Origin of the sequence: Allobosea eneae (genome assembly GCF_042657265.1) — a bacterium.
Taxonomy (GTDB): Bacteria; Pseudomonadota; Alphaproteobacteria; order Rhizobiales; family Beijerinckiaceae; genus Allobosea; species Allobosea eneae.
The window spans coordinates 1-21,239 of sequence record NZ_JBHSLW010000063.1; the positions used below are offsets into that span (position 1 = coordinate 1).

At 65.7% G+C, this 21,239-nt stretch carries 15 protein-coding genes and 1 pseudogene; 11 read left to right on the forward strand and 5 right to left on the reverse strand.

The annotated features are described in order from the left end of the window. Positions 1 to 84: 84 nt before the first annotated feature. The 3 genes and pseudogenes from ACFPOB_RS26520 to ACFPOB_RS26530 form a co-directional block, all read right to left on the reverse strand. Positions 85 to 246, reverse strand: coding sequence for a DUF736 family protein (locus ACFPOB_RS26520; RefSeq protein ID WP_377801300.1), 162 nt, complete (start codon positions 244 to 246; stop codon positions 85 to 87). A gap of 529 nt (positions 247 to 775) precedes the next feature. Further along, positions 776 to 1,396 carry a hypothetical protein gene (locus tag ACFPOB_RS26525; RefSeq protein WP_377801301.1) on the reverse strand — a complete coding sequence of 207 codons (621 nt, stop codon included), beginning with the start codon at positions 1,394 to 1,396 and terminating at the stop codon, positions 776 to 778. A gap of 5 nt (positions 1,397 to 1,401) precedes the next feature. Continuing rightward, positions 1,402 to 3,602 (reverse strand): annotated as a pseudogene (locus ACFPOB_RS26530) (ParB/RepB/Spo0J family partition protein). A 334-nt stretch (positions 3,603 to 3,936) separates the two neighbouring features. Here ACFPOB_RS26530 and ACFPOB_RS26535 point away from each other — a divergent pair. The 6 genes from ACFPOB_RS26535 to ACFPOB_RS26560 all read left to right on the forward strand — a co-directional run bounded on the left by ACFPOB_RS26535 (position 3,937) and on the right by ACFPOB_RS26560 (position 11,963). After that, complete coding sequence (locus tag ACFPOB_RS26535; RefSeq protein ID WP_377801302.1) at positions 3,937 to 4,761, forward strand: nucleotide-binding protein; 825 nt, start codon at positions 3,937 to 3,939, stop codon at positions 4,759 to 4,761. Next, positions 4,758 to 5,138 (forward strand): hypothetical protein, encoded by a 381-nt coding sequence (locus ACFPOB_RS26540; RefSeq protein ID WP_377801303.1) that lies wholly within the window; start codon positions 4,758 to 4,760, stop codon positions 5,136 to 5,138. Before ACFPOB_RS26535 ends, ACFPOB_RS26540 begins: the two co-directional genes overlap by 4 nt. Before the next feature lie 70 nt (positions 5,139 to 5,208). Beyond that, complete coding sequence (locus ACFPOB_RS26545) at positions 5,209 to 6,996, forward strand: type IV secretion system DNA-binding domain-containing protein (protein ID WP_377801304.1); 1,788 nt, start codon at positions 5,209 to 5,211, stop codon at positions 6,994 to 6,996. Positions 6,997 to 7,088: 92 nt separating this feature from the next. Continuing rightward, positions 7,089 to 9,731, forward strand: coding sequence for a MobF family relaxase (gene mobF / locus ACFPOB_RS26550; RefSeq protein WP_377801305.1), 2,643 nt, complete (start codon positions 7,089 to 7,091; stop codon positions 9,729 to 9,731). Further along, positions 9,718 to 9,936, forward strand: a complete 219-nt coding sequence (locus tag ACFPOB_RS26555) for a hypothetical protein (RefSeq protein WP_377801306.1) — start codon at positions 9,718 to 9,720, stop codon at positions 9,934 to 9,936. The genes mobF and ACFPOB_RS26555 overlap by 14 nt, the downstream gene beginning before the upstream one ends. Positions 9,937 to 10,043: 107 nt before the next feature. Beyond that, complete coding sequence (locus ACFPOB_RS26560) at positions 10,044 to 11,963, forward strand: recombinase family protein (protein WP_377801307.1); 1,920 nt, start codon at positions 10,044 to 10,046, stop codon at positions 11,961 to 11,963. A 267-nt stretch (positions 11,964 to 12,230) separates the two neighbouring features. Here ACFPOB_RS26560 and ACFPOB_RS26565 read toward each other — a convergent pair whose 3' ends face one another. Next, positions 12,231 to 13,424, reverse strand: coding sequence for a pyridoxal-phosphate-dependent aminotransferase family protein (locus ACFPOB_RS26565; protein WP_377801308.1), 1,194 nt, complete (start codon positions 13,422 to 13,424; stop codon positions 12,231 to 12,233). Positions 13,425 to 13,571: 147 nt separating this feature from the next. On the opposite strand from ACFPOB_RS26565, the gene ACFPOB_RS26570 reads away from it, so the two are divergent. The 5 genes from ACFPOB_RS26570 to ACFPOB_RS26590 all read left to right on the forward strand — a co-directional run bounded on the left by ACFPOB_RS26570 (position 13,572) and on the right by ACFPOB_RS26590 (position 20,560). After that, on the forward strand, positions 13,572 to 14,273 hold the full coding sequence (locus ACFPOB_RS26570; RefSeq protein WP_377801309.1) for a GntR family transcriptional regulator: 702 nt from the start codon (positions 13,572 to 13,574) through the stop codon (positions 14,271 to 14,273). A 197-nt stretch (positions 14,274 to 14,470) separates the two neighbouring features. Continuing rightward, on the forward strand, positions 14,471 to 15,454 hold the full coding sequence (locus ACFPOB_RS26575) for a Bug family tripartite tricarboxylate transporter substrate binding protein (protein WP_377801310.1): 984 nt from the start codon (positions 14,471 to 14,473) through the stop codon (positions 15,452 to 15,454). A gap of 156 nt (positions 15,455 to 15,610) precedes the next feature. Further along, on the forward strand, positions 15,611 to 16,111 hold the full coding sequence (locus tag ACFPOB_RS26580) for a tripartite tricarboxylate transporter TctB family protein (protein WP_377801311.1): 501 nt from the start codon (positions 15,611 to 15,613) through the stop codon (positions 16,109 to 16,111). A 10-nt stretch (positions 16,112 to 16,121) separates the two neighbouring features. After that, positions 16,122 to 17,651 carry a tripartite tricarboxylate transporter permease gene (locus ACFPOB_RS26585; RefSeq protein ID WP_377801312.1) on the forward strand — a complete coding sequence of 510 codons (1,530 nt, stop codon included), beginning with the start codon at positions 16,122 to 16,124 and terminating at the stop codon, positions 17,649 to 17,651. After that, entirely contained in the window at positions 17,648 to 20,560 is a 2,913-nt protein-coding gene (locus ACFPOB_RS26590; RefSeq protein ID WP_377801313.1) for an FAD-binding and (Fe-S)-binding domain-containing protein, read from the forward strand. The genes ACFPOB_RS26585 and ACFPOB_RS26590 overlap by 4 nt, the downstream gene beginning before the upstream one ends. A gap of 69 nt (positions 20,561 to 20,629) precedes the next feature. On the opposite strand, the gene ACFPOB_RS26595 is transcribed toward ACFPOB_RS26590, so the two are convergent. After that, a complete protein-coding gene (locus ACFPOB_RS26595; protein WP_377801314.1) occupies positions 20,630 to 21,037 on the reverse strand; it encodes a helix-turn-helix domain-containing protein in 408 nt (135 codons plus the stop codon). Positions 21,038 to 21,239 lie beyond the last annotated feature (202 nt).

Below are 21,239 nucleotides of genomic sequence, written 5' to 3' on the forward strand. Positions count from 1 at the left end.
ATGGTCGAGATTATGCGGAGCGGCACGGCGACAATAACCCCGCAAAACCGCGGCTGCCAGCCAACGACTCCACATAATCCCGCGCTACGCATAATCCGTCGCACCGGAGAAGATGCGGAAGTCCGGCCCCTTGTCGTTGTCGCGCTCGGTCGGGACGAACTCGACCGCCTTGACGTTGAGGTTGAGGGTCTTGACGGAGCCCTTGAACCCGTTGGTGGAGGAGGTGAACGTGCCGATGGTGGCCATTGCGGTGGGTCCTTTTGCTGGTCGGGCCGCGCTCATCGCGACCTCGATGGGGGTCGCCCGGCCGGGGACGATCGGCCCGCACCCATTAGGGCCGGAATGCAATGGAGGGCGGCCGGAGACAGCTTTTTTGTTTCGCGATGCAAAGCCGAAGGCGGCGGAAAAAAGCTGGCTGCGGGCGTTGCGGGATCGAGATCGAGGCGACGCCTGCGTCGCCGGTCTTCGGTCAGACCCACACCAATCGAGGACGCAATGGACGCGGCCTGACGTAGCGGATGGAACCGCTGCTATGGCTGCCATCGGCATGCTCGCGGCTTCCCTCGCAGGGCGGGAGGAAACGGTCGAGCAAGACCCTCGCTCGCAACGTCGAGACGGGCGAAACCATCCTCACCCAGGGACAATGAAACTGTTCAGGTGCTGGCCTTCGCCAGTTGGGCGGCCGAGTTCAGGGTGGCATGGAAGACCCTCGTCCGAAAAGGTCGCAGTCGCGTTCCGTTCAAGCGGCCAGAAGCCTCCCTCTCACGACGCAGACCTATGCGTGCCCGGTCGATGCCGACGCTGAGATTGTGCCTCCGTCATCCGATCCTGCCGGGACACCGGCTGACGCCGACCATTGCAGGCAAGTGCTGCCGCGAGGCGGAGCATCATCGGGAGCATCGACCTGATCGGCTTCTAATTTGGGTACGCTAGCGCCGCCCAATGCCGCTGCGCTGGCGAGCCGCGCGAAGGCTGAGACGCCAATCAAAGCGCTGACCGCAATACATAATGTCTGCCGCCAGATGGCTGATGGAATCGCGCCTTCGGTCAGGCCATATGTCAGGACATAACCCGCCGCGACCGCTGGGGTGACGAAGATCAGCACGACGACGGCGCGCACGGTCGGCGTGCGCGCCGTCGCGAAGAGAACCGCGAAGAAGCAGAACGAAAGCGCTCCGACGACGAAGCCGGCAATGCCGGCCCCGACCCACCCGGCCCCGGTGGCGTCGGCGAGGCGCGCCACGGTGAGCCCCAGCATGGCGGGCAGCGCATAGGTCGCGAGCCGATAGGCGAGGATGACCATCATCGCAATCAGCAGCAGGGCCAGGGCGACAACGAATATCATCAACGCCTCTCCGTTTGGCGAGCCCAGCCCCGCATTCAGCGGAGCCGGCATGGCGGTTACTCAGCAGCGATGCCAAAGGCCGCGACGGTGTCGTCGGAAGAGATCGGCGCATCCGTGATCGCACCGGCGTTAGCCTCCGACGCATCCAGCCACGCGGGCCGCTCCGTGCGCAGCAGCGGCGGGAGCCAACCGGTGCCCGCCAGAAGCTGCTCGGCGGCTTCCGCCATCGCCTGCTTCTTCATGGAGGCGATGCGGTCCGCAGCCTCGTCGCCAAGCGCCTCACGTACGGCGGTGAGGATATGGGCCCTTGTGACGCGCACGAGATAGGTCCGCACGGTCGGCGTCCAGTGCGTCGTCATGTCGAGAGCGAGTGCGGTAGCCAGCCGGTCGGCCGTTTCATGAGCGCGGGGCTTGTGTTCCCAAGGCTGCTTAACGACATTGACGGTGAGCGAAGTGCAATGCGCGAACAACGCCATGACGCTCGCAAGGTCAAGCCCGGCGATGAAACCCCAGAGGTCCGCCACGTCGCGCGGCATGTCTGTCGCCCATCCGGCATGGCGATCCGCCAACGCCTTCGCAGGGGCCGTGTCCTCGATACCGTCCGCATGTCCGCCAAGCTGCTGGCTGCTCGGCCGGATTTCGAGGCAATGGGCGTCAACGCCGCGATAGAAGGTCTGGGCGGCGAGCGCATGGGTGACGGCGATCAGGGCCGTGTCCGGCTGCTCGCCAAGCGCGAGGCGCAAGCCAAGCGTCCAGTGAGCGGTCAGATCACGGACAAGAAGGTCGGAGAGCGGCTTGCCGCTATCCTCGGCCTCTTCGTCGTCGGGCTCAAGAGCGGACGCATGCCTCCCGTCCGCGTTATGCTCTCCCTCCGCGATGACTTCGCCGTCGCCATTGAAGCGAACGCCATCGATGACGCTGTCGTCATCCTCGCCCGTCATGGTTTCCTCCGGGTCTGGCCTTTCATCCTCCGGCCGGATGAATCCGCGTTCAACGCGGGCGTCGCCGTCATGCGACAGCACGATGAAGATGCCGCCGCGCGCGATGTCGTCGGGACGATACGCATGACGTAGCGCATCGATGCCCGCCATCTCCGCTTCAAGCTCCCCGAACCGCCAATCCACATGGTCCGGCAGTTCGTCAGCACCATCCCATTCGTCGGAGAGCCGGTTGTATTCAGCCTGCGCGGCGGTGTAGGCGACTGCATTCTCCTCGGAAAGCTCCACCGGTTGCGGATAGCTACGGCGCAGGCCGTGAGCATGCGGATAGTCGATCTGGACAACAGCCCATTTCCAACCCTCGGCGGTCTGAATCCCGGCTGCGATCCGATCCAGCTTCTCGACGGCGAGTCTGTCCAGCAGCGCGGCATCCTCGAAGAAGCCGCCCCGATCCTGAGTGAACAGATCGCGCAAGATCGTCCCACCCGCCTCCGTGTAGGCCTCCTTGCCGACGAAGATCGCGCGCCGATCCGTCGCAGCTACATTGGTCGCCGTGAGGTCGCGACGAATGCCCCATGGCTCGGGATTGTGGGAGAGCTTCGCGAAAGCCTGCTCCTGCCGGGCATTGTACTGCGTGATCGCGAATGCCTGCAACTGATCGAGGGTCAAGCCGCCGTCACGATAGACCTGCATGAGCCTGGGACTGACCGCGCCGAGACGCAGACGCTGCTTCACCACATGCGCGCTGACGCCGAAGCGGGCGGCGATCTTTTCCGCGCTCCATCCACGATGCTCGGCAAGCTCGCGGAAAGCCTCGAACTGATCGGCGGGGTGCATGGCCGTGCGGGTGACATTCTCGTCAAGACTGATCTCGAACGGATCGTTCGCCGTATCGATGACGCAGCGGATCGGCTCCGTCTTGCTGATCTCCTTACGCTTCGCACGCAGAAGCTGCGCCAGCCTGCGACCCTCGCCTATGGTGACGAAATAGCAGCCGGTGTGCTGACGCCTGCGTCAAGCTCCGGCTCCACCACGAGGTTTTGCAGGATACCTTTCGCTGCGATGCTGGCCGCATAGGCTTCGATGTCCGCCTCGCTGTGCGGGATCTTTCGTGCATTGCGCGGCGACTTCTTCAGTTTGTCGAGTGGGATGAAAACCGTCTCGCCGCTTACCGCGACCGTAGCCGTTTCCGGGGTAGCCTCCATCACCGCAACGGCTTCCGTTGCCGCTGCCGCAGCGCTGCGGATTTCCGCCTCCACCGCCGTCTGCGCGTCCCTCGCAACAGTGTTGGCCTTCGCCTTCTTCGATGCCTTTGCCATGGTCCCGATCCTTCTCTGTCAATGCCGAAGGCATGTCCCCCGGCATGCCTTCCGGGGGCGCGTGAGCGCGCGGCAGAGAGGGGGGCGGCTGCCGGCGAGCATGGCCGGGCTGCGCAGCGAGCGGGGTGGATCGGAAGGTTTGGACGGCTGGCGGCTATGGATCGCCCTGCAAGCGCGCAGCCCAGCCATCGCGTAGGCGGCGGTCGCGGGGGAGAGATGGCCAAGACCATCTCTCCCTTCGGAAAATTGGGATTATCGCCAGATCGTATCCCATTTTTCCGGTCGGGCATGGGTTAGTTGGACAGCTCCCTTCACCATGAATGGAGCTCGCATCGTGACCGAAAGCCAGAAGGAACGATCCCGTCGCCCGAGGGCTGCTGTCGTGGCCAGCCAGAAAGGAGGTGAAGGAAAGACGCTGTTGGCGACCAGCATCGCCGACCTGCACTACCTACACGACGAACCGGTCATCGCGGTTCAGATCGACGACCAGGAGAGATTGTCGAGGACGATCGGCCAGGACGTCATCACCGTGAATACGGAGACCGTTCGGGCTTCGCGCACCAATCCTGCCGCCAGCATCCAGGCATTCCGCCCGATGATGACGGCGCTGGAGCAGGCTGCAAGTTTGCGGGCGATGCTCCTGGTCGATGTCGGCGGAACCCAGGTCCGCCCGGTCGATGCATTCGCCTCTCTGTCCGAACTCAATGGCGATCTGGTGGAGATGGAGTTCGAAGGTCGTGTCTTCGTCCCCGCGACGGCCGAGCCTGAGGCTATCACGCAGGCCGCGCGGACGATCGCGATGCTCTCGGAGAGCTTGCCGGTTCTCAAGGCGGTGCTGGTCGAAAACCGGCGCGACGGTGCCTTCGACACGCTGGCCACGGGATCGGAAGCGTATCGCGCCCTGCATCAATTGCGGGAGGCGTACCCGGACCTTCCAGAAATCGTCATGCCGGCCGTCGAAGGCGGCTCGTGGCGGTATTTCGAGCCGCACTACTGCCGTCCCATCGATGTCGTCGCCATGGATGTCGGCGAGGTGATGCGGCTGACCGGCCTACCCCGGGCTGAAGCCAGGATCGCTCGGGGCGACGTCGCCGCGTGGGTTGCGGAAATGGAGCGCGCGCTCGCGCCGCTGCTGGGCCTGCCGGAGGTGTTCCGGTGAAGGCAAAGCCCTCCAGAGCCTCGCTTGCCGACGTGGCGCGCGAGCGCGAGATGGCCCGTGCCGAACTCGCTGCGGCGCTCGCCAAACTGCCGATCGCCGAACTCGCCGCGCTGCCCGCCGCGACTTGGCAGCGGCTCGGTCCGAGTGGGCTCCTCCTTCTCCTCGCTGCCCTCGTCCAGAGCGGGCGGCCGCCGGAGTATCGCTTCATCGACACGCGCGCCATTCGCCAGCGCGCGATGTCCTGGCGGGACCGCCACGCGGAGCAGCTTTTCAGGCTGCGCCTCCTCATGACGGTGGTCCCGTCCCCTGTGCGCGGCCTCGTCGCCGGCATCGCGGCGGGTCTCATCTATCTCGCCGCATCCCTGGCTCTCGCTTGAACGCGAGAGCCATCCGCGAGCCTTCCGCCGAGCGGCGGGCTCGCATCATTCAGCAGAAGGACAAACACTCATGAAGCAGGTCTTTCGCATGCGCCGGCCGATCATGCCGGCGCTCCTCAGCGCCATCATCGTAGCGGTTGCATTGCTGGCCGCAGCCATCGCGATCATCGACACGGTCGCTCCGATCCGGGCGACCTGGGCCGGCCAGATCTGGCCCGCCCGCTATACCGAACTCGCCGCGTGGGGCTTTCGATCAATCGTCGAGGCCGCGCAGGCGATCTCGTGGCGCATCTGGCTCGCCCACCCCGGCGATGCGCTGGCCGCCAGCATCGCCGTGATGCAGAACCAATACGCGGCAGCCGGCATCACCACGGCGATGACGAGGTTAACCACGATTGTCATCGCGACCGCGCTCGGTGCCGGTTTGGTATGCTTCGTCGTTACCTTTGTCGTGTCATCGAAACGAGACCGCGTCCGTCATCTGCGCGGGTTTCGCCTGCTGCGCGACTGGCGCGCTGCCCTCGCCTTCCGACGGGCGGAACGAGCTGCGCGGCGCTCGACCGGGGACGGAATCCGCCTCGCGCCGGGGATGACGATCAGCCGCGAGCGCGAAAGCCGGCATTTCCTCGTCGTCGGCGCAACGGGCTCTGGCAAGTCGGTCATCATCCGTTCATGGCTCCGCCAGATCCTCCGACGGGGCGATCGCGTCCTTTTGCACGACACCAAGGGCGACGTTTTGGAGACGATGCCGGTCGCGGATTTCGTGCTGCTGGCGCCACACGACGCGCGTAGCGCCGTCTGGAACGTTGCCGCGGATATCGTGACCGAGGAGGATGCGCGCGAGTTCGCGGCTTGCCTCGTTCCTGACTCGCAGGACCCGGTTTGGGCTGCTGGCGCCCGCGAATTGTTCACCGGTGCCGTCGTCATCCTCCAGAAAACCAGACAGCAGGCCTGGGGCTGGTCGGAGTTGCAAGAAGTCCTGCTGATGGACCCGGTGCAGCTGCGCGCTTTGCTATCGCGACACTATCGGCCTGGCGCGACCTATATCATCCTCTCAAACGGCTCACCATCGAAGACGATGATGTCGTTCTTCAGCACGCTGGAAGCGCATGTGAATGGGACGGTGCGGCCGCTCTCGCATGCCTGGCACGACCCGGCGATACCACGCGTCTCGGCCCGGGAATTCCTGCTGTCGGACTCTCGGGACAAGCGGATCATGATCGTTCAGCGCGCCGCGCATCTGCCGGCGTTGTCGACGGCGTGGATCGGAGCCTTCGTCCGCGTGGCCGCCAATCTCAGCGTCGGCCCGTTGCTGCCGGATGATGCAAAACGTCGAATCTGGTTCATGCTCGACGAGTTTCCGCAGCTCGGAAAGCTGAACGGCTTCGCCCAGATCCTTGAGAAAGGGAGGTCTCGTGGCCTCTGCTGCATCCTCGGCGCCCAAGATATTTCACAGCTCTCCGGTCTGTACGGCGCAGATGTCACGAAGACCTGGCTTTCCTCCATCGGAACGAAGATCGTCTGCCGGATGGAGGTCGGCGCGACCGCGAAAACGATCTGCGACGAGTGGGCCGGCACGCGTCAGGTCGCGTGGACCGAGCGGTCGTGGAGCCATGGACCCTGGAAATTGGAGTTAGGCTCGCAGGCGACGCTATCGCGGCAAGTTCACCACCGTGACGTCGCGGTGCTCCAGCCGTCGGAATTGCAGACCACCCTTGGCCGCAAGGACCGCTGGCCCGTCCCGACTGTCAGCGCCCTCGTGTTCGGGGTCGGCGACGCGATCATCAGCGCGGAGTGGCCGATCGTCCCCTGGCCCAAGCTGCGCCCAGGCTCCGAACCGGGCAAACACCTAAGCTAAATCCCTCGAAAAGCTCATTCTCTCCAGATCGTATCCCGTTCTTGGCGGCCGATCCGTGACAATTGGGAGCCTCCTTCGCGGAGGCTCTTCTCTTGGTCGCGACCTGGAATCCCGCCGCCCATAGCGGCTATTATCTGCGTGCTGCCGAATACTACCTCGGCGGCCGCGAGCCGGCCGGACGCTGGTATGCGCCGAAGAAGGATTTCGGCCTCGTCGACGGCACGCTGGTCGAGCGCCCGACTTTCGAGCGCCTCTACGCGGCGGTCGGGCCGGATGGCCAGACCCTGCTGCCGAAGGGCGCCCGGCACGAGAACCGGGTACCCGCCTTCGATATGACGATGAGCGCGCCGCGCTCGGTGACCCTGGCCTGGGCTTTCGCCACCTCCGGCCAGAAGACCGCCATCGAGGCGGCACAGGAGCGCGCGGTTCGCGCCGCCCTGGCTAGGCTCGAAGCCGAAGCGATCTTCGCGCGGCGCGGAAGGAACGGCGCGATCATCGAGCCCGTCGGGCTGACCGCCGCCTTGTTTCAGCATGGCGAAAGCCGGCCGGCCGCACACGCCAACGGCCGGGTCTTCGGCGATCCGAACCTTCACACCCACGCCACCATCCTCAACCTCGCCACGCGCGCCGACGGCACGGTCGGCGCGATCCACTCCAAAGTCCTCCGTGACTGGAAAATGGCAGCCGGCGCGACCTATCACGCCGCGCTCGCCCATGAGCTGCAAAAGCTCGGCTTCGCGATCGACCGGATCGGCCGCAACGGGACCTTCGAGATCGCTGGTGTCGGCGAGGCCGCAATCCGGTATTTCAGCGCGCGCCGCGCCGAGATCGAGGAAGAACTCGCCGAACACGATCTGCCGAGCGCCGAGGCCAGCGCGCTCGCCTCGGCCATCGCCAAATCCACCCGCGCCTCGAAATCATCGGATACGGCAGATAGCCGGGAGGAGATCTGGCGCGAGGCGGCCGCCGCGATCGGGATCAACCCGGATTCGTTCCATGACGCGCTTCGGGCCAAGGCCGAAGCCAGCGCGATCCGCGAGGCGGAGGCGCTCCTCGCCGACCGTCTGACGCGGCTGCCGGACGAGCTGACCGAGCACGACAGCGTCATTGATCGGCGCGAGCTGGTGCGCGCCGTGACCGCCACCCTCGTCGGGACCGGCCTTCCGGCCGAGCGTACCGATCGAGAACTCGACCGGCTGCTGGCAGAGCAGGCTTTCATCGAGATCGGCCGCGATACCCTCGGCAACCGGCAATATTCCACGCCCGAACTGGCCCGCATCGAGCATGAGATCGTCGATCTCGCGCAGAAGCTGGCAGCTACCGGCCCAGCCTCGATCGACCGCGCTGCCCTGGAAGCCCGCTGCCGCACGGACGGCCTGAACGACGACCAGATCAAAGCCGCCATCGCGGCGACCGGCCCGGAACGCCTGGTCATCGTCGAGGGGGCACCCGGCTCCGGCAAGACCACGACGCTGCTGCCCGTCGTCGACGCCTACCGGCAGGCCGGGTTTCGCGTGATCGGCAGCGCCAGCGCCTGGACCATCGCCAGGATGTTGCGGGCCGATCTCAAGATCGAGGCGCGCGCGACCCGAAGCTGGATCGCGAAGTTGCGACTCGGACACAAGGTTCTCGACGACCGCACCGTTCTGGTCCTCGACGAAGCCGGACTCGTCTCGGCGCGCGAAATGCACACCGTCCTGGCCGCGGTCGAGCGCGCCGGCGCCAAGCTCGTCCTCGTCGGAGATCGCGATCAACTCCAGGCCATCGGCGCCGGCCCAGGCCTCGCCCTGGCAGCCCGCGCAATCGACAGTGCGCGGGTCGAGACCATCGTGCGCCAACACGACGAATGGGCGCGAGAGGCGATCCGTGCCTTCGGCGAAGGCCGGGCCGAAACCGCCCTGCAAGCTTTCGCCGAGCGCGGCCACATCGTCGAAGCGGCTGGCCCGCGCGCGACCATCGCCGCGATGGTCGACGCCTGGCAGGGAACCCGGCACGAGACGCCGGGCTCCCGCGCGCTTCTGCTCGCCAAAACCAATGCCCAGGTCGCGGCGATCTCGCGCGAGGTTCGTGTCCGGCGCCGGCAGCGTGGCGAGCTGCGCGGGATCGACGCGGAGATCGCGGCCGCGACGCCCTCCGGTCACGCCACCACGTTGCACCTCGCCGCCGGAGACGAGATCCGCTTCCTCGTCCGCAACGACGAACTCGGCGTCGTCAACGGCACGATCGGGGTCGTCTCCCGCATTGTCCGGAACCCCGGCCTGCGGCTACCCGGTGGTTCCGCAATCCGGATCGAGGCGAGGGTCGAGGGGCGGTTCATCTCCTTCGATCCGGCCGAACTGGCGGATGCCAAGGGACGCGCGCGCCTTGGCTGGGCCTATGCCTCGACCATCGCCGGCTCGCAGGGCCAGACGGTCGAGAGCGCCTTCGTCCTGGCCGATCCGAGCTTCGACCGTCACGACGCTTATGTCTCTACCAGCCGCGCGCGCGGCCAGACCCGCCTGTTCGTCGATACCACGTCGATCGATCGGCATCTCCAGGCCCAGCAGCCGCTCGGTCGGCAGGACACTCCGGTCAAGGTCGATTCGGACGCCCGTCGCCGCTGGCTGGCCGAGCGCCTGTCACGCGCGAACTACAAGCGCTCCGCGCTTGCCGTGATCGAAGCGAGCCGGAGCGGCATCGGCCACGACTCGGCGCGGCACCACCCGTCGGCGGAGTTCTCCCATGAACTCGGCTGATCCGAAGGCGCCGGATAACCCTACCGCCCTACGGCGGGAGGGCGACGACCGTCCAGCGAGCGCGCGTGAGAACGGAGCCGACAAGGAGTGGCAGGTCAGCGACGATCTGCCCCGTCCAACGCCAGTCGGACGCGCGGAAATCGAGGCGCTGGAAATCTATCTCGGAGCACAGATCGATGACATTCTGCGCAGGATGCGCAGATAGCGGACGAAAGTTTCGAGAGGCGGTGAATATCGCCTAACATATTGATTTAGATATTGATTTCAAATTATAGATGCCTTAGGATTCGCTACTCTCGGAGTGACCCTGCCATGTCCAGATCGCGCCGCACGCCCCGTATGCTGCCGCCCTTCGACGCCGCGTTGCGCGCCTGCGCCTATCTGCGGGTTTCCACCGGTCGTCAGGCCGAGTCCGATCTCTCCATTCCCGACCAGCGCAAGCAAACGGCGCAATATTGCACCGCCAAGGGCTGGTCGCTCGTCGGAGAATTCGTCGAGCCGGGCGCCTCGGCGACAGACGACAGCAGGCCAGAATTCCAGCGTATGATCGAGCGCTGCCTCGACGACGATCACCCCTTCGACGTCATCGTCGTCCACTCGTATTCGCGCTTCTTCCGCGACAGCTTCTCTCTCGAAATGTATGTCCGCAAGCTCGCGAAGGCGGGCGTTCGGCTGGTGTCCATCACCCAGGAACTGGGCGACGATCCGGCCCAGGTCATGATGCGGCAGGTCATCGCGCTTTTCGACGAGTACCAGAGCCGCGAGAATTCCAAGCATGTCCTGCGCGCCATGAAGGAGAACGCCCGGCAGGGGTTCTACAACGGCGCGCGCGTCCCCCTCGGCTACACCGTCGAGGCCTGCGAGACCCGTGGCGAGCGCGTAAAGAAACGCCTCGTCGAAGACCCCGTCGAGGCCGAAACCGTCAGGCAGATCTTCCGCCTCTACCGCGTCGGCGACGGCACATCCGGTCCCCTCGGCGTCAAGGCCGTTACCAACTGGCTCAACGGGAAGGGCTTTCGGACGCGCCTCGGAGCCAGATTCGGCGTCGCCACCGTGCACGGCATCCTGACCAATCCCGTCTATGTCGGGGACTGGGCCTTCAATCGGATGGAAGCGCGCACGCGTGCGGCGAAGCCCGCCTCCGAGCATATCCGGATCGAGGTCCCCGCTCTCATCTCGCGCGCGGAGTTCGATACCGTCGCCGCGACGCTCAAGGCTCATAATCCGAGAGTTACCCCGGCGCGGGAAGTGACGGGGCCGATTCTGCTAACCGGGCTAGCGACCTGCGCCCATTGCGGAGCGGCGATGACCCTGCGCACCGGCACCTCGAAATCCGGCAAGGTCCACCGCTATTATTCCTGCTCGACACATGGCAGACAAGGCAAGGTCGGCTGTCAGGGCCGCTCCGTTCCCATGAACAAGCTCGACGAGTTAGTGACCGACCACCTAACCAGCGCGCTGCTCCAGCCCGATCGTCTTCAGAAGACCCTCGCCTCGCTCTTGACGGGACGTGCCGCAAAACGGGGAGAGGTCGACGGACGAATCGCTGCGCTCAGGGCCGAAGTCTCGACGGGAGAGGAGAAACTGCGTCGGCTCTATCAGCTCGTCGAGGATGGCGTCACCGATCTCGACGACATGCTGAAAGAGCGTCTCGCCACCCTCAAGGCCGAGCGCGATCGCGCAAAGATCGCCCTCGACCGCATCCACGCGGCGGAACGTCCCCCCGCCACGATCGCTCCCGAGCTGATCGAGGAATTCGGCGTGCTCATGCGCCGAAACATCACCGAAGGCACCGTCCCGTTCCGAAAAGCCTGGCTACGCAGCATCGTCGATCGAGTGGAGGTCGATACAAACTCCGTCCGCATCATCGGCGACAAGGCAAATCTGGAGCAGGTCATCGCCGCGACAAGCACAGGCTCCCTCAAGGAGCCCGGTGTTCGCAGTTCTGTACGGAAATGGCGCGCCCAAAGGGATTCGAACTCGTTCATGAGAGAAGAGGTTGCTGGCGCCGACAGGCGCGGTCAGATCCCCACTTTCAGTGGATGTCGGTATCGGTGGTTGCTGGCCCCCGCAACCAAAATCAATGAAGAACCCCGTCGCAAATCCGACGGGGTTTTCGTCGTTCTGGAGCCGTCTTCCAAAGACGCGCCGCACGGCAGATCGGAAAATCGTGCCCGCTCCCGTGCAGCGTCAGGAAAATCCCGCCCGGCGCCACGCCAGGCGCCAGAATGAACGTCTCGAACAGCCTCAGCAGGGCCTCAGCCGCCTTGGGCCGTGCGTCGCCGCCGGCGCCGCGTCCTTCCATCATGTCCGAACGGATGCTCCGGGCTTCGTCTGGCCGCTGGTGCATCTCCAGCTGAATCGCCCTTTCATGGAAAGGATAACGGGCGATTCAACGGGCAGATCGACCTTTCGGGGGCTATCCATGCTATCGGGCTCGCCGCAAATGCGAGCGCGACAGGGCCGACGGCGAGGTCTTTCTACTAATGAGAACCCCGCTCAGGCGACCGCCGCGACCTTCGCCGCGTTACCAGGCTCGGCGCCTTCGAGATCGGCCATCGCCGCTGCGACACCGCCGCTGCGATGGGGAACGCCCGCCGCGGCGAGACCCATCTCGACGCCGGAGAGGGCGCCGAGCAAAGCCAGTTCGTTGCACTCGCCGAGATGGCCGATGCGGAAGACCTTGCCGGCGACCTTGCCGAGGCCGGAGCCGAGCGAGATGTTGAACTTCTCCAGTGCGATTTTCCGGAAGCGGTCGGCGTCATGGCTCGGCGGCATCAGCACGCCGGTCAGGACCGGCGACTGCTCGGCCGGATTTTCGCAGAGCACCTCCAGCCCCCAGGCCCTGACCGCGGCGCGGCAGGCGCTGGCGAGGCGGTTGTGGCGGGCGAAGACCTGATCGAGCCCTTCCTCCTGCAGCATGGCGAGTGCCTCCTTCAGCCCGTAGAGGAGGTTGGTCGCCGGCGTGTAGGGGAAAAAGCCGCCGGCATTGATCCTGATCATCTCCTCCCAGTCCCAGAAGGAGCGCGGCAGCGTATTGCTCTTCGAGGCCGCGAGCGCCTTCTCCGAGACGGCGTTGAAGCCGAGGCCGGGCGGCAGCATCAGTCCCTTTTGCGAGCCCGATACGGTGACGTCGACCTGCCATTCGTCGTGGCGGTAGTCGACCGAGGCAAGCGAGGAAATGGTGTCGACCATGAACAGGGCCGGATGGCCGACGGTGTCGATCGCCTTGCGGATCTCGGCGACGCGGCTGGTCGCGCCGGTCGAGGTCTCGTTGTGGACGACCATCACCGCCTTGATCCTGCGGGCTTTGTCCTCGGCGAGCCTCGCCTCGATCGCGGCCGGATCGGCGCCGCGGCGCCAGTCGCCTGGAATGAACTCGACCTCGATGCCGAAGCGTGTCGCGATGTTCTTCCACAGCGTCGCGAAATGGCCGGTCTCGGCCATCAGCACGGTATCGCCGGGCGAGAGCGTGTTGACGATCGCCGCTTCCCAGGCGCCGGTGCCGGAGGAGGGATAGATCACCACCGGCTGCTTCGTCTTGAAGACGGCCTTGCTGCCTTCCAGCACGGTCTTGCCGAGCGCGGCGAATTCGGCGCTGCGATGGTCGATGATCGGCATGGCGATGGCGCGCAGGATCCGGTCCGGGATCGGGCTCGGGCCAGGAATGTGCAGGAAGTGACGCCCTTGCATGATGTTCTTTTCCTCCCAGGGTCCGGACGTTGTCGCGTCGCTGCTCGCTAATTTGCATTCATTTTTTGAAAGATCAATCGCGTTGTTGTATGCTTATCGTGCGCAATCGGGCTCGACAATGGGCCCGAGCCAACTTAGCGATGATGCATGAGCGAGCAATTTCCCGATACCATTGATAAGCCGGGCCCTGCGCCAGCCGAGCCTGCGAAGCCGATTGCATCCCTGCATGAAGAGCTGCTGGTGGCGTTGCGCGACTTCATCGTCGAGGGCAATCTCGCCGATGGCGCGCGCGTTCCGGAGCGGGCGCTGTGCGAGCGCTTCAACATCTCCCGTACCCCCTTGCGCGAGGCGCTCAAGGTGCTGGCGGCGGAAGGGTTGATCGAGCTCCTGCCCAATCGCGGCGCGCGGGTGCGCGAGCTCAGCCCCGAGGATGTCCGTGAGCTCTTCGATGTGATGGGCGGACTCGAGGCGCTGGCCGGCCGATTGGCCTGCGAGCGCATCTCCGACGAGGAGTTCGCCAAAATCGAGCGAATGCATCATGAAATGTACCGCTTCTACCTGCGTCGCGACATGCATGGTTATTTCTATTGCAACCAGGCGATTCACCAATTGATCGTGGCCGCGGCCAGCAATGCGACGCTGTCGGCGACCTATGCCGGCCTTGCCGGACGGATTCGGCGCGTGCGCTATTCGGCCAATCTCGCCAAGGATCGCGACCGTTGGGGCGAGGCGATGCGCGAGCACGAGGCGATCCTCGATGCCCTGCGGCGGCGCGCCGGCTCTGAATTGTCTGACATCCTGTTCGTGCACCTGCGCAACAAGCAGAAGGCGGCGCAGGCGTCGGCGTAGTTTCTGCGGCGCCCTCATTGCGAGGAGTCAAGGAGCGCTGCCGCTTCTCGATTGCCTCGCATTGTTCGCAATGACGCTGACATGGCCCAGATCGTCGTCATTTTATCGTTTCTGAAATTTTGGATTGAATGCAAAAAAATATGATCTAAGGTGCCTCCACCGCGCCGACAGAGCGCAATCATCGGGAGGGTGCGATCATGAAGCAGTATTGGCTGGCCGCCACCGCGATTCTGGCTGGCGGCTCCGGGCCCGCAGTCGCCTGGGAGCCGACGAAGCCGATCGAGATCGTCGTGCCGTTCTCGGCTGGCGGCGCGTCCGACCAGATGGCGCGGACGATCCAGGGCGTCATCCAGAAGCACCAGTTTGCCAAGCAGCCGATCATCGTCGTCAACAAGCCGGCCGCCGGTGGCGCCGAGGGCATGCTCGACATCCAGAAATCGGCCGGCGATCCGCACAAGCTGATCACCACCTCGAGCGGCATCTTCATGACGCCGATGGCGACCAAGCTGGCGCTGAACTGGACCGACTACACCCCGGTCGCGATGCTGGCTCAGGATTCCTTCCTGCTCTGGGTCAATGCGAAATCGCCCTACAAGACCGCGGGCGACCTGATGACGGCGGCCAAGAGCGCCAATCCGGCGATGAAGATCGGCGGCACCTCCTCCAAGCGCGAGGACAACCTGCTCGTCTTCGCCATGGAGAAGCAGGGCGGCACCAAGTTCGCCTATATCCCCTATACCTCCGGCGGCCAGGCCTCGACGCAGTTGGCCGGCGGGCATGTCGAGGCCACCACCAACAATCCCGCCGAGGATCTCGCCAACTGGCGCGGTGGCGCCACGCGTCCGCTCTGCGTCTTCGCCGAGCAGAAGATGGCCTATACCGAGAAGGTCGCGGATGGGCAGTCCTGGGCCGATATCCCGACCTGCGCCTCGCAAGGGTTGAATGTCAGCTACCAGATGCTCCGCGGCATGTTCATGCCCGGCAAGGTCAGCAAGGAGCAGCAGGCCTTCTATGTCGACCTGTTCAAGAAGGTCTCCGAGACGCCGGAATGGAAAGAGTACCTCGCCCGCAATGCGCTGGCGGCGGATTATCGCGACGGCGAGGCCTTCGTCTCCTTCCTGAAGGCGGATGAGGCGAAACACGAGAAGCTGATGACTGAAGCCGGCTTCATGGCGAAGTGAGCCTCGGGTCTAACGTAAGCCTTTGCCGCCTCCGGTCCGGGTCATCCTGGGCGTAGCGAAGCGAAGACCCGGGATTCATGCCGGAACGGTTCAGGCATGCATCCCGGATCGGCGCCGCTGCCGCGGCTTGTCCGGGATGACCAGCGGGAGTGATCGATGTCGTTGCCTTCCGAAACCGAAGCACCCGAACGCGGCATCTCGCGCCGCCCGGTCGAGATTGCCACGGCGCTGCTGCTGATCGGGCTCGCCGGCATCGTGCTCTACGACTCGCATGGGCGCGGCGCCGGCTGGGATGGCGGCCCGCAGAACGGTTTCTTCCCGGCCCGCGTCGGCTGGATCTTCCTTGCCGCCTCGCTCTTCATCCTCTGGCAGTCATTCCGCCGGCCGGATGGCGTCTTCGTCACCTATGAGCAATTGCGCCAGGTCGTCCGGGTGCTGGGGCCGCTCATCCTGTTCGTGGCGTTGATCCAGCCGCTCGGGATCTATGTCGCCTCGGCGGTCTTCATCATCGCCTTCATGGCGGTTGTCGGGACGTCGCGTTGGTGGTCGATCTTGCTGACGGCGCTGATCGTGCCGATCACCTGCTTCTGGGTCTTCGAACTGCAGTTCCGCGTGCCCCTGCCGAAGGGCCCCATCGAAGCCATGCTCGGGTACTGAAGGACGACCGATGGACGATCTCTCCTCGCTCATCGCCGGCTTCCAGGTCGCGCTCTCCTGGCACAATATCGGCTTCATGGCCGTCGGGGTCATCCTCGGCATCATCGTCGGGGTGCTGCCGGGCCTTGGCGGGCCGAACGGCGTCGCGATCCTCTTGCCGCTGACCTTCGGTATGGACCCGACCTCGGCGATCATTCTGCTGTCGTCGATCTATTGGGGCGCGCTGTTCGGCGGCGCGATCACCTCGATTCTCTTCAATATTCCCGGTGAGGCCTGGTCGGTCGCGACCACCTTCGACGGCTATCCGATGGCGGTGCAGGGCAAGGCGGCGGAAGCGCTGACCGCGGCCTTCACCGCCTCCTTCATTGGCGCGCTCTCCGGCGTGGTGCTGATCACCTTCGTCGCGCCGCTGGTCGCGCAGTTCGCGCTGCGCTTCGGCCCGGCCGAGTTCTTCGCCGTCTTCCTCCTGACCTTCTGCTCCTTCATCGGCATGGGCCGGGAGAACCGCGCCAAGATCATCGCCTCGCTCTGCATCGGCTTCCTGCTCGCCGCGGTGGGACTCGACTCGATTTCGGGCGATCTGCGGATGACCTTCGGCTCGACCGAGCTGATGCGCGGCTTCGACTTCCTGATCGTGGTGATCGGCCTGTTCGGCGTCAGCGAGATCCTGCTGACGGTCGAGGAAGGGCTGGTGTTCAAGGGCAAGCAGGCCAGGATCGACCTGATGGTCGTGCTGCGGACCTGGGCCAGCCTGCCGCGCTACTGGGCGACGCTGCTGCGCTCCGCGGTCGTCGGCATGTGGATGGGCGTGACGCCGGGCGGGGCCATCGCCGCCTCCTTCATGGGCTATGGCCTCGCCAAGCGCTTCTCGAAGCATGGCAAGAATTTCGGCAAGGGCGAGATCGAAGGCGTGCTGGCGCCGGAGACTGCCGCGCATGCCGCCGGCACCAGCGCGCTGCTGCCAATGCTGGCGCTCGGCATTCCCGGCTCGGCGACGGCGGCCGTCCTGCTCGGCGGCCTGCTGGTCTGGGGCCTGCAGCCCGGGCCGATGCTGTTCGTCGAACAGAAGGATTTCGTCTGGGGGCTGATCGCCTCGATGTATCTCGGCAATCTCGCTGGTCTCATCATCGTGCTGGCGACGGTGCCGCTCTTTGCGGCGATCATGCGGATCCCGTTCTCATTCGTCGCGCCGGTGATTCTGATCGTCTGCGCCATCGGCGCCTACACGATCTCGAACTCGATCTTCGACATCTGGCTGATGCTGATCTTCGGCGTCATCGGCTATGTCTTCAAGAAGCTCGACTATCCGCTCGCGCCGATGATCCTGGCGCTGGTGCTCGGCGACAGGGCGGAGGACGCCTTCCGCCAGGCGCTGCTCGGCTCGGGCGGCTCGCTCAACGTGTTCTGGGCGAACGGTCTCGTCGGGACGCTCGTCGTCCTCGCGCTGCTGCTGCTCTGCTGGGGGCCGGTCAGCGATGCGATCGCCGTCCTGCGTGGGCGCGGCCGGACCAACCCCGAGACCGCCGAGGCCACACGATGACGCAGGACGCGCTGGCGCGCTCGCACAGCCGCAATCTCGGCTTCGAACGCAAGCTGTCGCAGGTGCTGGAGGGGGAGGTGCGTTTCGACGCCTTCACCCGCGGGCGCTATGCCACCGACGCCTCAATCTACCAGATCGTCCCGCAAGGCGTCGCCTTCCCGAAGAGCGAGGCCGATATCGCCGCGGCGCTGACGATCGCCGCCGAGCATGGCGTGCCGGTGATCGCGCGCGGCGGCGGCACCTCGCAGAACGGCCAGCCGATCGGCGATGCGCTGATCCTCGACATGAGCCGGCACTTCAACGCGATCCGCGACTACGACCCGTCGTCACGGACGGTCTCGGTCGCGCCCGGCATCGTGCTGGAGGCGCTTAATGGCCATGTGAAGAAGGACGGCTTGTTCTTCCCGGTCGAGCCGTCGACGGCGAGCCGCTGCACCATTGGCGGCATGGTCGGCAACAACTCCTCGGGCGCGCGCTCGCTGCGCTACGGCAAGACGGTCGACAATGTCATCGGCCTGAAGGCGATGTTCCATGACGGCGAGGCCTTCGCGCTCGGCGAGGGGCCGGTCGGCGACAATGTCTCGCCGCGGGCGCGGGCGTTGATGGCGCAGATGCTGGCCTTGGCCGACCGGCATCGCGACGAGATCGAGGCGATCTTCCCCAAGGTGCAGCGGCGCGTCGGCGGCTACAATCTCGACGAGCTGATCGTGCCGCGGCCGAACCTGTCGCATCTGCTGGTCGGCTCGGAAGGCACGCTGGCGCTGACGACGCAGGCGACCTTGAAGCTCTCGCCGCTGCCGCAGCACCGCGTCATGGGCGTCTGCCATTTCCCGAATTTCCGCGCGGCGATGGAGACGACGCAGCATCTCGTCGCGCTCGGGCCGGTCGCGGTCGAGCTCGTCGACAACAACGTCCTGGTCTTAGGCGCCGACATCCCGCTCTTCGTGCGCACCCTCGCCGACATCACCAAGGGCAAGCCGAACTGCCTGCTGCTGGTCGAGTTCGCCGGCGACGATCTCGCCGCGCTGAAGGGCGACCTCAGGCGCCTCGACCAGTGCATGGCCGATCACGGCTTTCCCGATGCGGTGGTCGAGGTCGTCGAGCCCGCCCGGCAGAAGCCGGTCTGGGAGGTGCGCGAGGCCTGTCTCAACATCATGATGTCGATGAAGGGCGACGGGAAGCCGGTCTCGTTCATCGAGGACTGCGCGGTGCCGCTCGAGCACCTCGCGGACTATACCGACGCGGTCACCGCCCTGTTCGAGCGGCACGGCACGCGCGGCACCTGGTATGCGCATGCCTCGGTCGGCTGCCTGCATGTCCGCCCGATCCTCAACATGAAGACGGAGGCGGGGGTGAAGGCGATGCGCGGCATCGCCGAGGAGGCCTGCGAGCTGGTGCGGCGCTTCAAGGGCTCGTTCTCGGGCGAGCATGGCGACGGCATCTCGCGCTCGGATTTCGTCGAGCCGATGTTCGGGGGACCGCTGACGCGCGCCTTCGAGGCGGTCAAGGACGGTTTCGACCCTAATAACCGGCTCAACCCCGGCAAGATCGTCCGCCCCTATCACATGGATGATCGCAGCCTGATGCGCTTTCCGCCCGGCTACGCCACGCCGGTGCCGGTGGAGACGGCGCTCGACTGGTCCGACTGGGGCGGCTTCGGTGCCGCGGTCGAGATGTGCAACAACAACGGCACCTGCCGGAAGATGGCGGGCGGCACAATGTGCCCGTCCTACCGGGCGACGCGCGAGGAGCAGCATCTCACCCGCGGGCGGGCCAATACGCTGCGCCTCGCCATCTCCGGCCAGCTCGGCGAGGACGCCTTCACCTCGCCGGAGATGAAGGAGACGCTCGACCTTTGCGTCTCCTGCAAGGGCTGCAAGCGCGACTGCCCGACCGGCGTCGACATGGCCCGGATGAAGGTCGAGTTCCTGCATCATTACCATGGCAGGCACGGCCTGCCGCTGAAGGAGCGCCTGATCGCTTACCTGCCGCGCTATGCGCCGCTCGCCGCCAAGCTCGCGCCGCTGATGAACCTGCGCGATCGCGTCCCGCTGCTGGCGACGCTCAGCGAGCGCTGGCTCGGTTTCTCGGCGCGGCGCTCGTTGCCGGTCTGGCGCAAGCCCTGGCGCGAGGCGGCTGGACCTTCGAGCCCGTCGGCCGTGCGGGGCGACGGCCGCGACATCGTGCTCTTCGGCGATACCTTCAATCGCTATTTCGAGCGCGAGAACCTGGAGGCGGCCGAGCGCGTGCTCAAGGCCGGCGGCTATCGCTTGCACCGCGTTGAAGCCGCGGGTGGAGGCCGGCCGCTCTGCTGCGGGCGTACTTTCCTCTCGGCTGGATTGGTGGACGAAGCCCGGGCCGAGGCGCGCCGCACGCTCGATGCGCTCGCGCCTGTCGTCGCCAAGGGGGCGCGGGTCGTCGGGCTCGAACCTTCCTGCCTGATGAGCTTCCGCGACGAGTTCGGCGCTCTGCTGCCGAAGGCCGAGGTCGAGCCCCTGGCCAAGGCGGCCCTGTTGCTCGAGGAATTGCTGGCTGCCGACATGGCGGCGGGCCGGACCAGCCTGCCATTGCGCGACCAAGGCGGACGCGTCGCGCATCTGCACGGGCATTGCCACCAGAAGGCCTTCGACGCGATGGGCGCGGTCGAGAAGACCTTGCGGGCCGTGCCGGGGCTGGAGGTCAAGCCGATCGAATCGAGCTGCTGCGGCATGTCCGGCGCCTTCGGCTACGGCGCCGCGACGATCGACGTCTCGCTGGCGATGGGCGAGCTCTCGCTGCTGCCGGCGGTGCGCAAGGCTGCGCCGGGCGACCTCGTCGTCGCCGACGGCACCAGCTGCCGCCACCAGATCCATGACGGCGCCGGCCGTGAGGCCGTGCATGTCGTCAGGGTGTTGGACGAGGCGCTATAGGAGGCGCGCCGGCGACCTGCGCCTCGACATCGGGAAACGGCCGCGACGGAATGCGCCGCGGCGGCGGCGCTAGCGGCCCTGCTTCTGCCGCCTTGCGGCGAATTCGAGCAGCTCCAACGCAAGCTGGCGATCTTCGGGGCTCTTCAGCTGATCGAAAGCGCGGGCCAGCTTCTGGCGGTCTGCCGCGACGGGAGGGGCGGCGTAGCGGGCTTGCTCTGCGTCGGTGACACCGGAGGCCAGGATCATCGGGGCGATGCCGTCGAGGAAGTAGCCGGCGCCGACATGCAGAACCTTCGCAATCGTAAGCAGCTGCATGAGGCTCAGCCGGTTCTTCCCATTTTCAAGCTTGGAGACTTGCTGCTGCGACAGGCCCAGGGCCGCCGCGATGTATTCCTGGCCGTGGCCCAGTTCGTCACGACGCTCCCTGACGCGCCGCCCTATCTCACGATAGATATCGTTCCTGGGCTGCTTCCCCATTCTGCTGTCCTTACAGCTCCGCTGGTACGCATGCAGCCCGCGCGGTCGGTCATCGACCGTGAGCTGGAGGCCCTGCTGTGAAGGGCCGTCGCGCCTGCCTATCAATCTGCCTTTGCAATGGCGGCCTGGCCAGCCCGTCCGTGACGCTAGAGCATTTTCGAGCGAAGTGGATATCGGTTCGCGTGAAGAAAATGCGATAAAA

Bases quoted from the DNA above. Each gene is read 5' to 3' on its own strand.
- ACFPOB_RS26520 (WP_377801300.1), bottom strand. From the start codon at position 246: ATGGCCACCATCGGCACGTTCACCTCCTCCACCAACGGGTTCAAGGGC.
- ACFPOB_RS26525 (WP_377801301.1), bottom strand. From the start codon at position 1,396: ATGCCGGCTCCGCTGAATGCGGGGCTGGGCTCGCCAAACGGAGAGGCG.
- ACFPOB_RS26545 (WP_377801304.1), top strand. From the start codon at position 5,209: ATGAAGCAGGTCTTTCGCATGCGCCGGCCGATCATGCCGGCGCTCCTC.
- ACFPOB_RS26555 (WP_377801306.1), top strand. From the start codon at position 9,718: ATGAACTCGGCTGATCCGAAGGCGCCGGATAACCCTACCGCCCTACGG.
- ACFPOB_RS26560 (WP_377801307.1), top strand. From the start codon at position 10,044: ATGTCCAGATCGCGCCGCACGCCCCGTATGCTGCCGCCCTTCGACGCC.
- ACFPOB_RS26565 (WP_377801308.1), bottom strand. From the start codon at position 13,424: ATGCAAGGGCGTCACTTCCTGCACATTCCTGGCCCGAGCCCGATCCCG.
- ACFPOB_RS26570 (WP_377801309.1), top strand. From the start codon at position 13,572: ATGAGCGAGCAATTTCCCGATACCATTGATAAGCCGGGCCCTGCGCCA.
- ACFPOB_RS26575 (WP_377801310.1), top strand. From the start codon at position 14,471: ATGAAGCAGTATTGGCTGGCCGCCACCGCGATTCTGGCTGGCGGCTCC.
- ACFPOB_RS26580 (WP_377801311.1), top strand. From the start codon at position 15,611: ATGTCGTTGCCTTCCGAAACCGAAGCACCCGAACGCGGCATCTCGCGC.
- ACFPOB_RS26585 (WP_377801312.1), top strand. From the start codon at position 16,122: ATGGACGATCTCTCCTCGCTCATCGCCGGCTTCCAGGTCGCGCTCTCC.
- ACFPOB_RS26590 (WP_377801313.1), top strand. From the start codon at position 17,648: ATGACGCAGGACGCGCTGGCGCGCTCGCACAGCCGCAATCTCGGCTTC.
- ACFPOB_RS26595 (WP_377801314.1), bottom strand. From the start codon at position 21,037: ATGGGGAAGCAGCCCAGGAACGATATCTATCGTGAGATAGGGCGGCGC.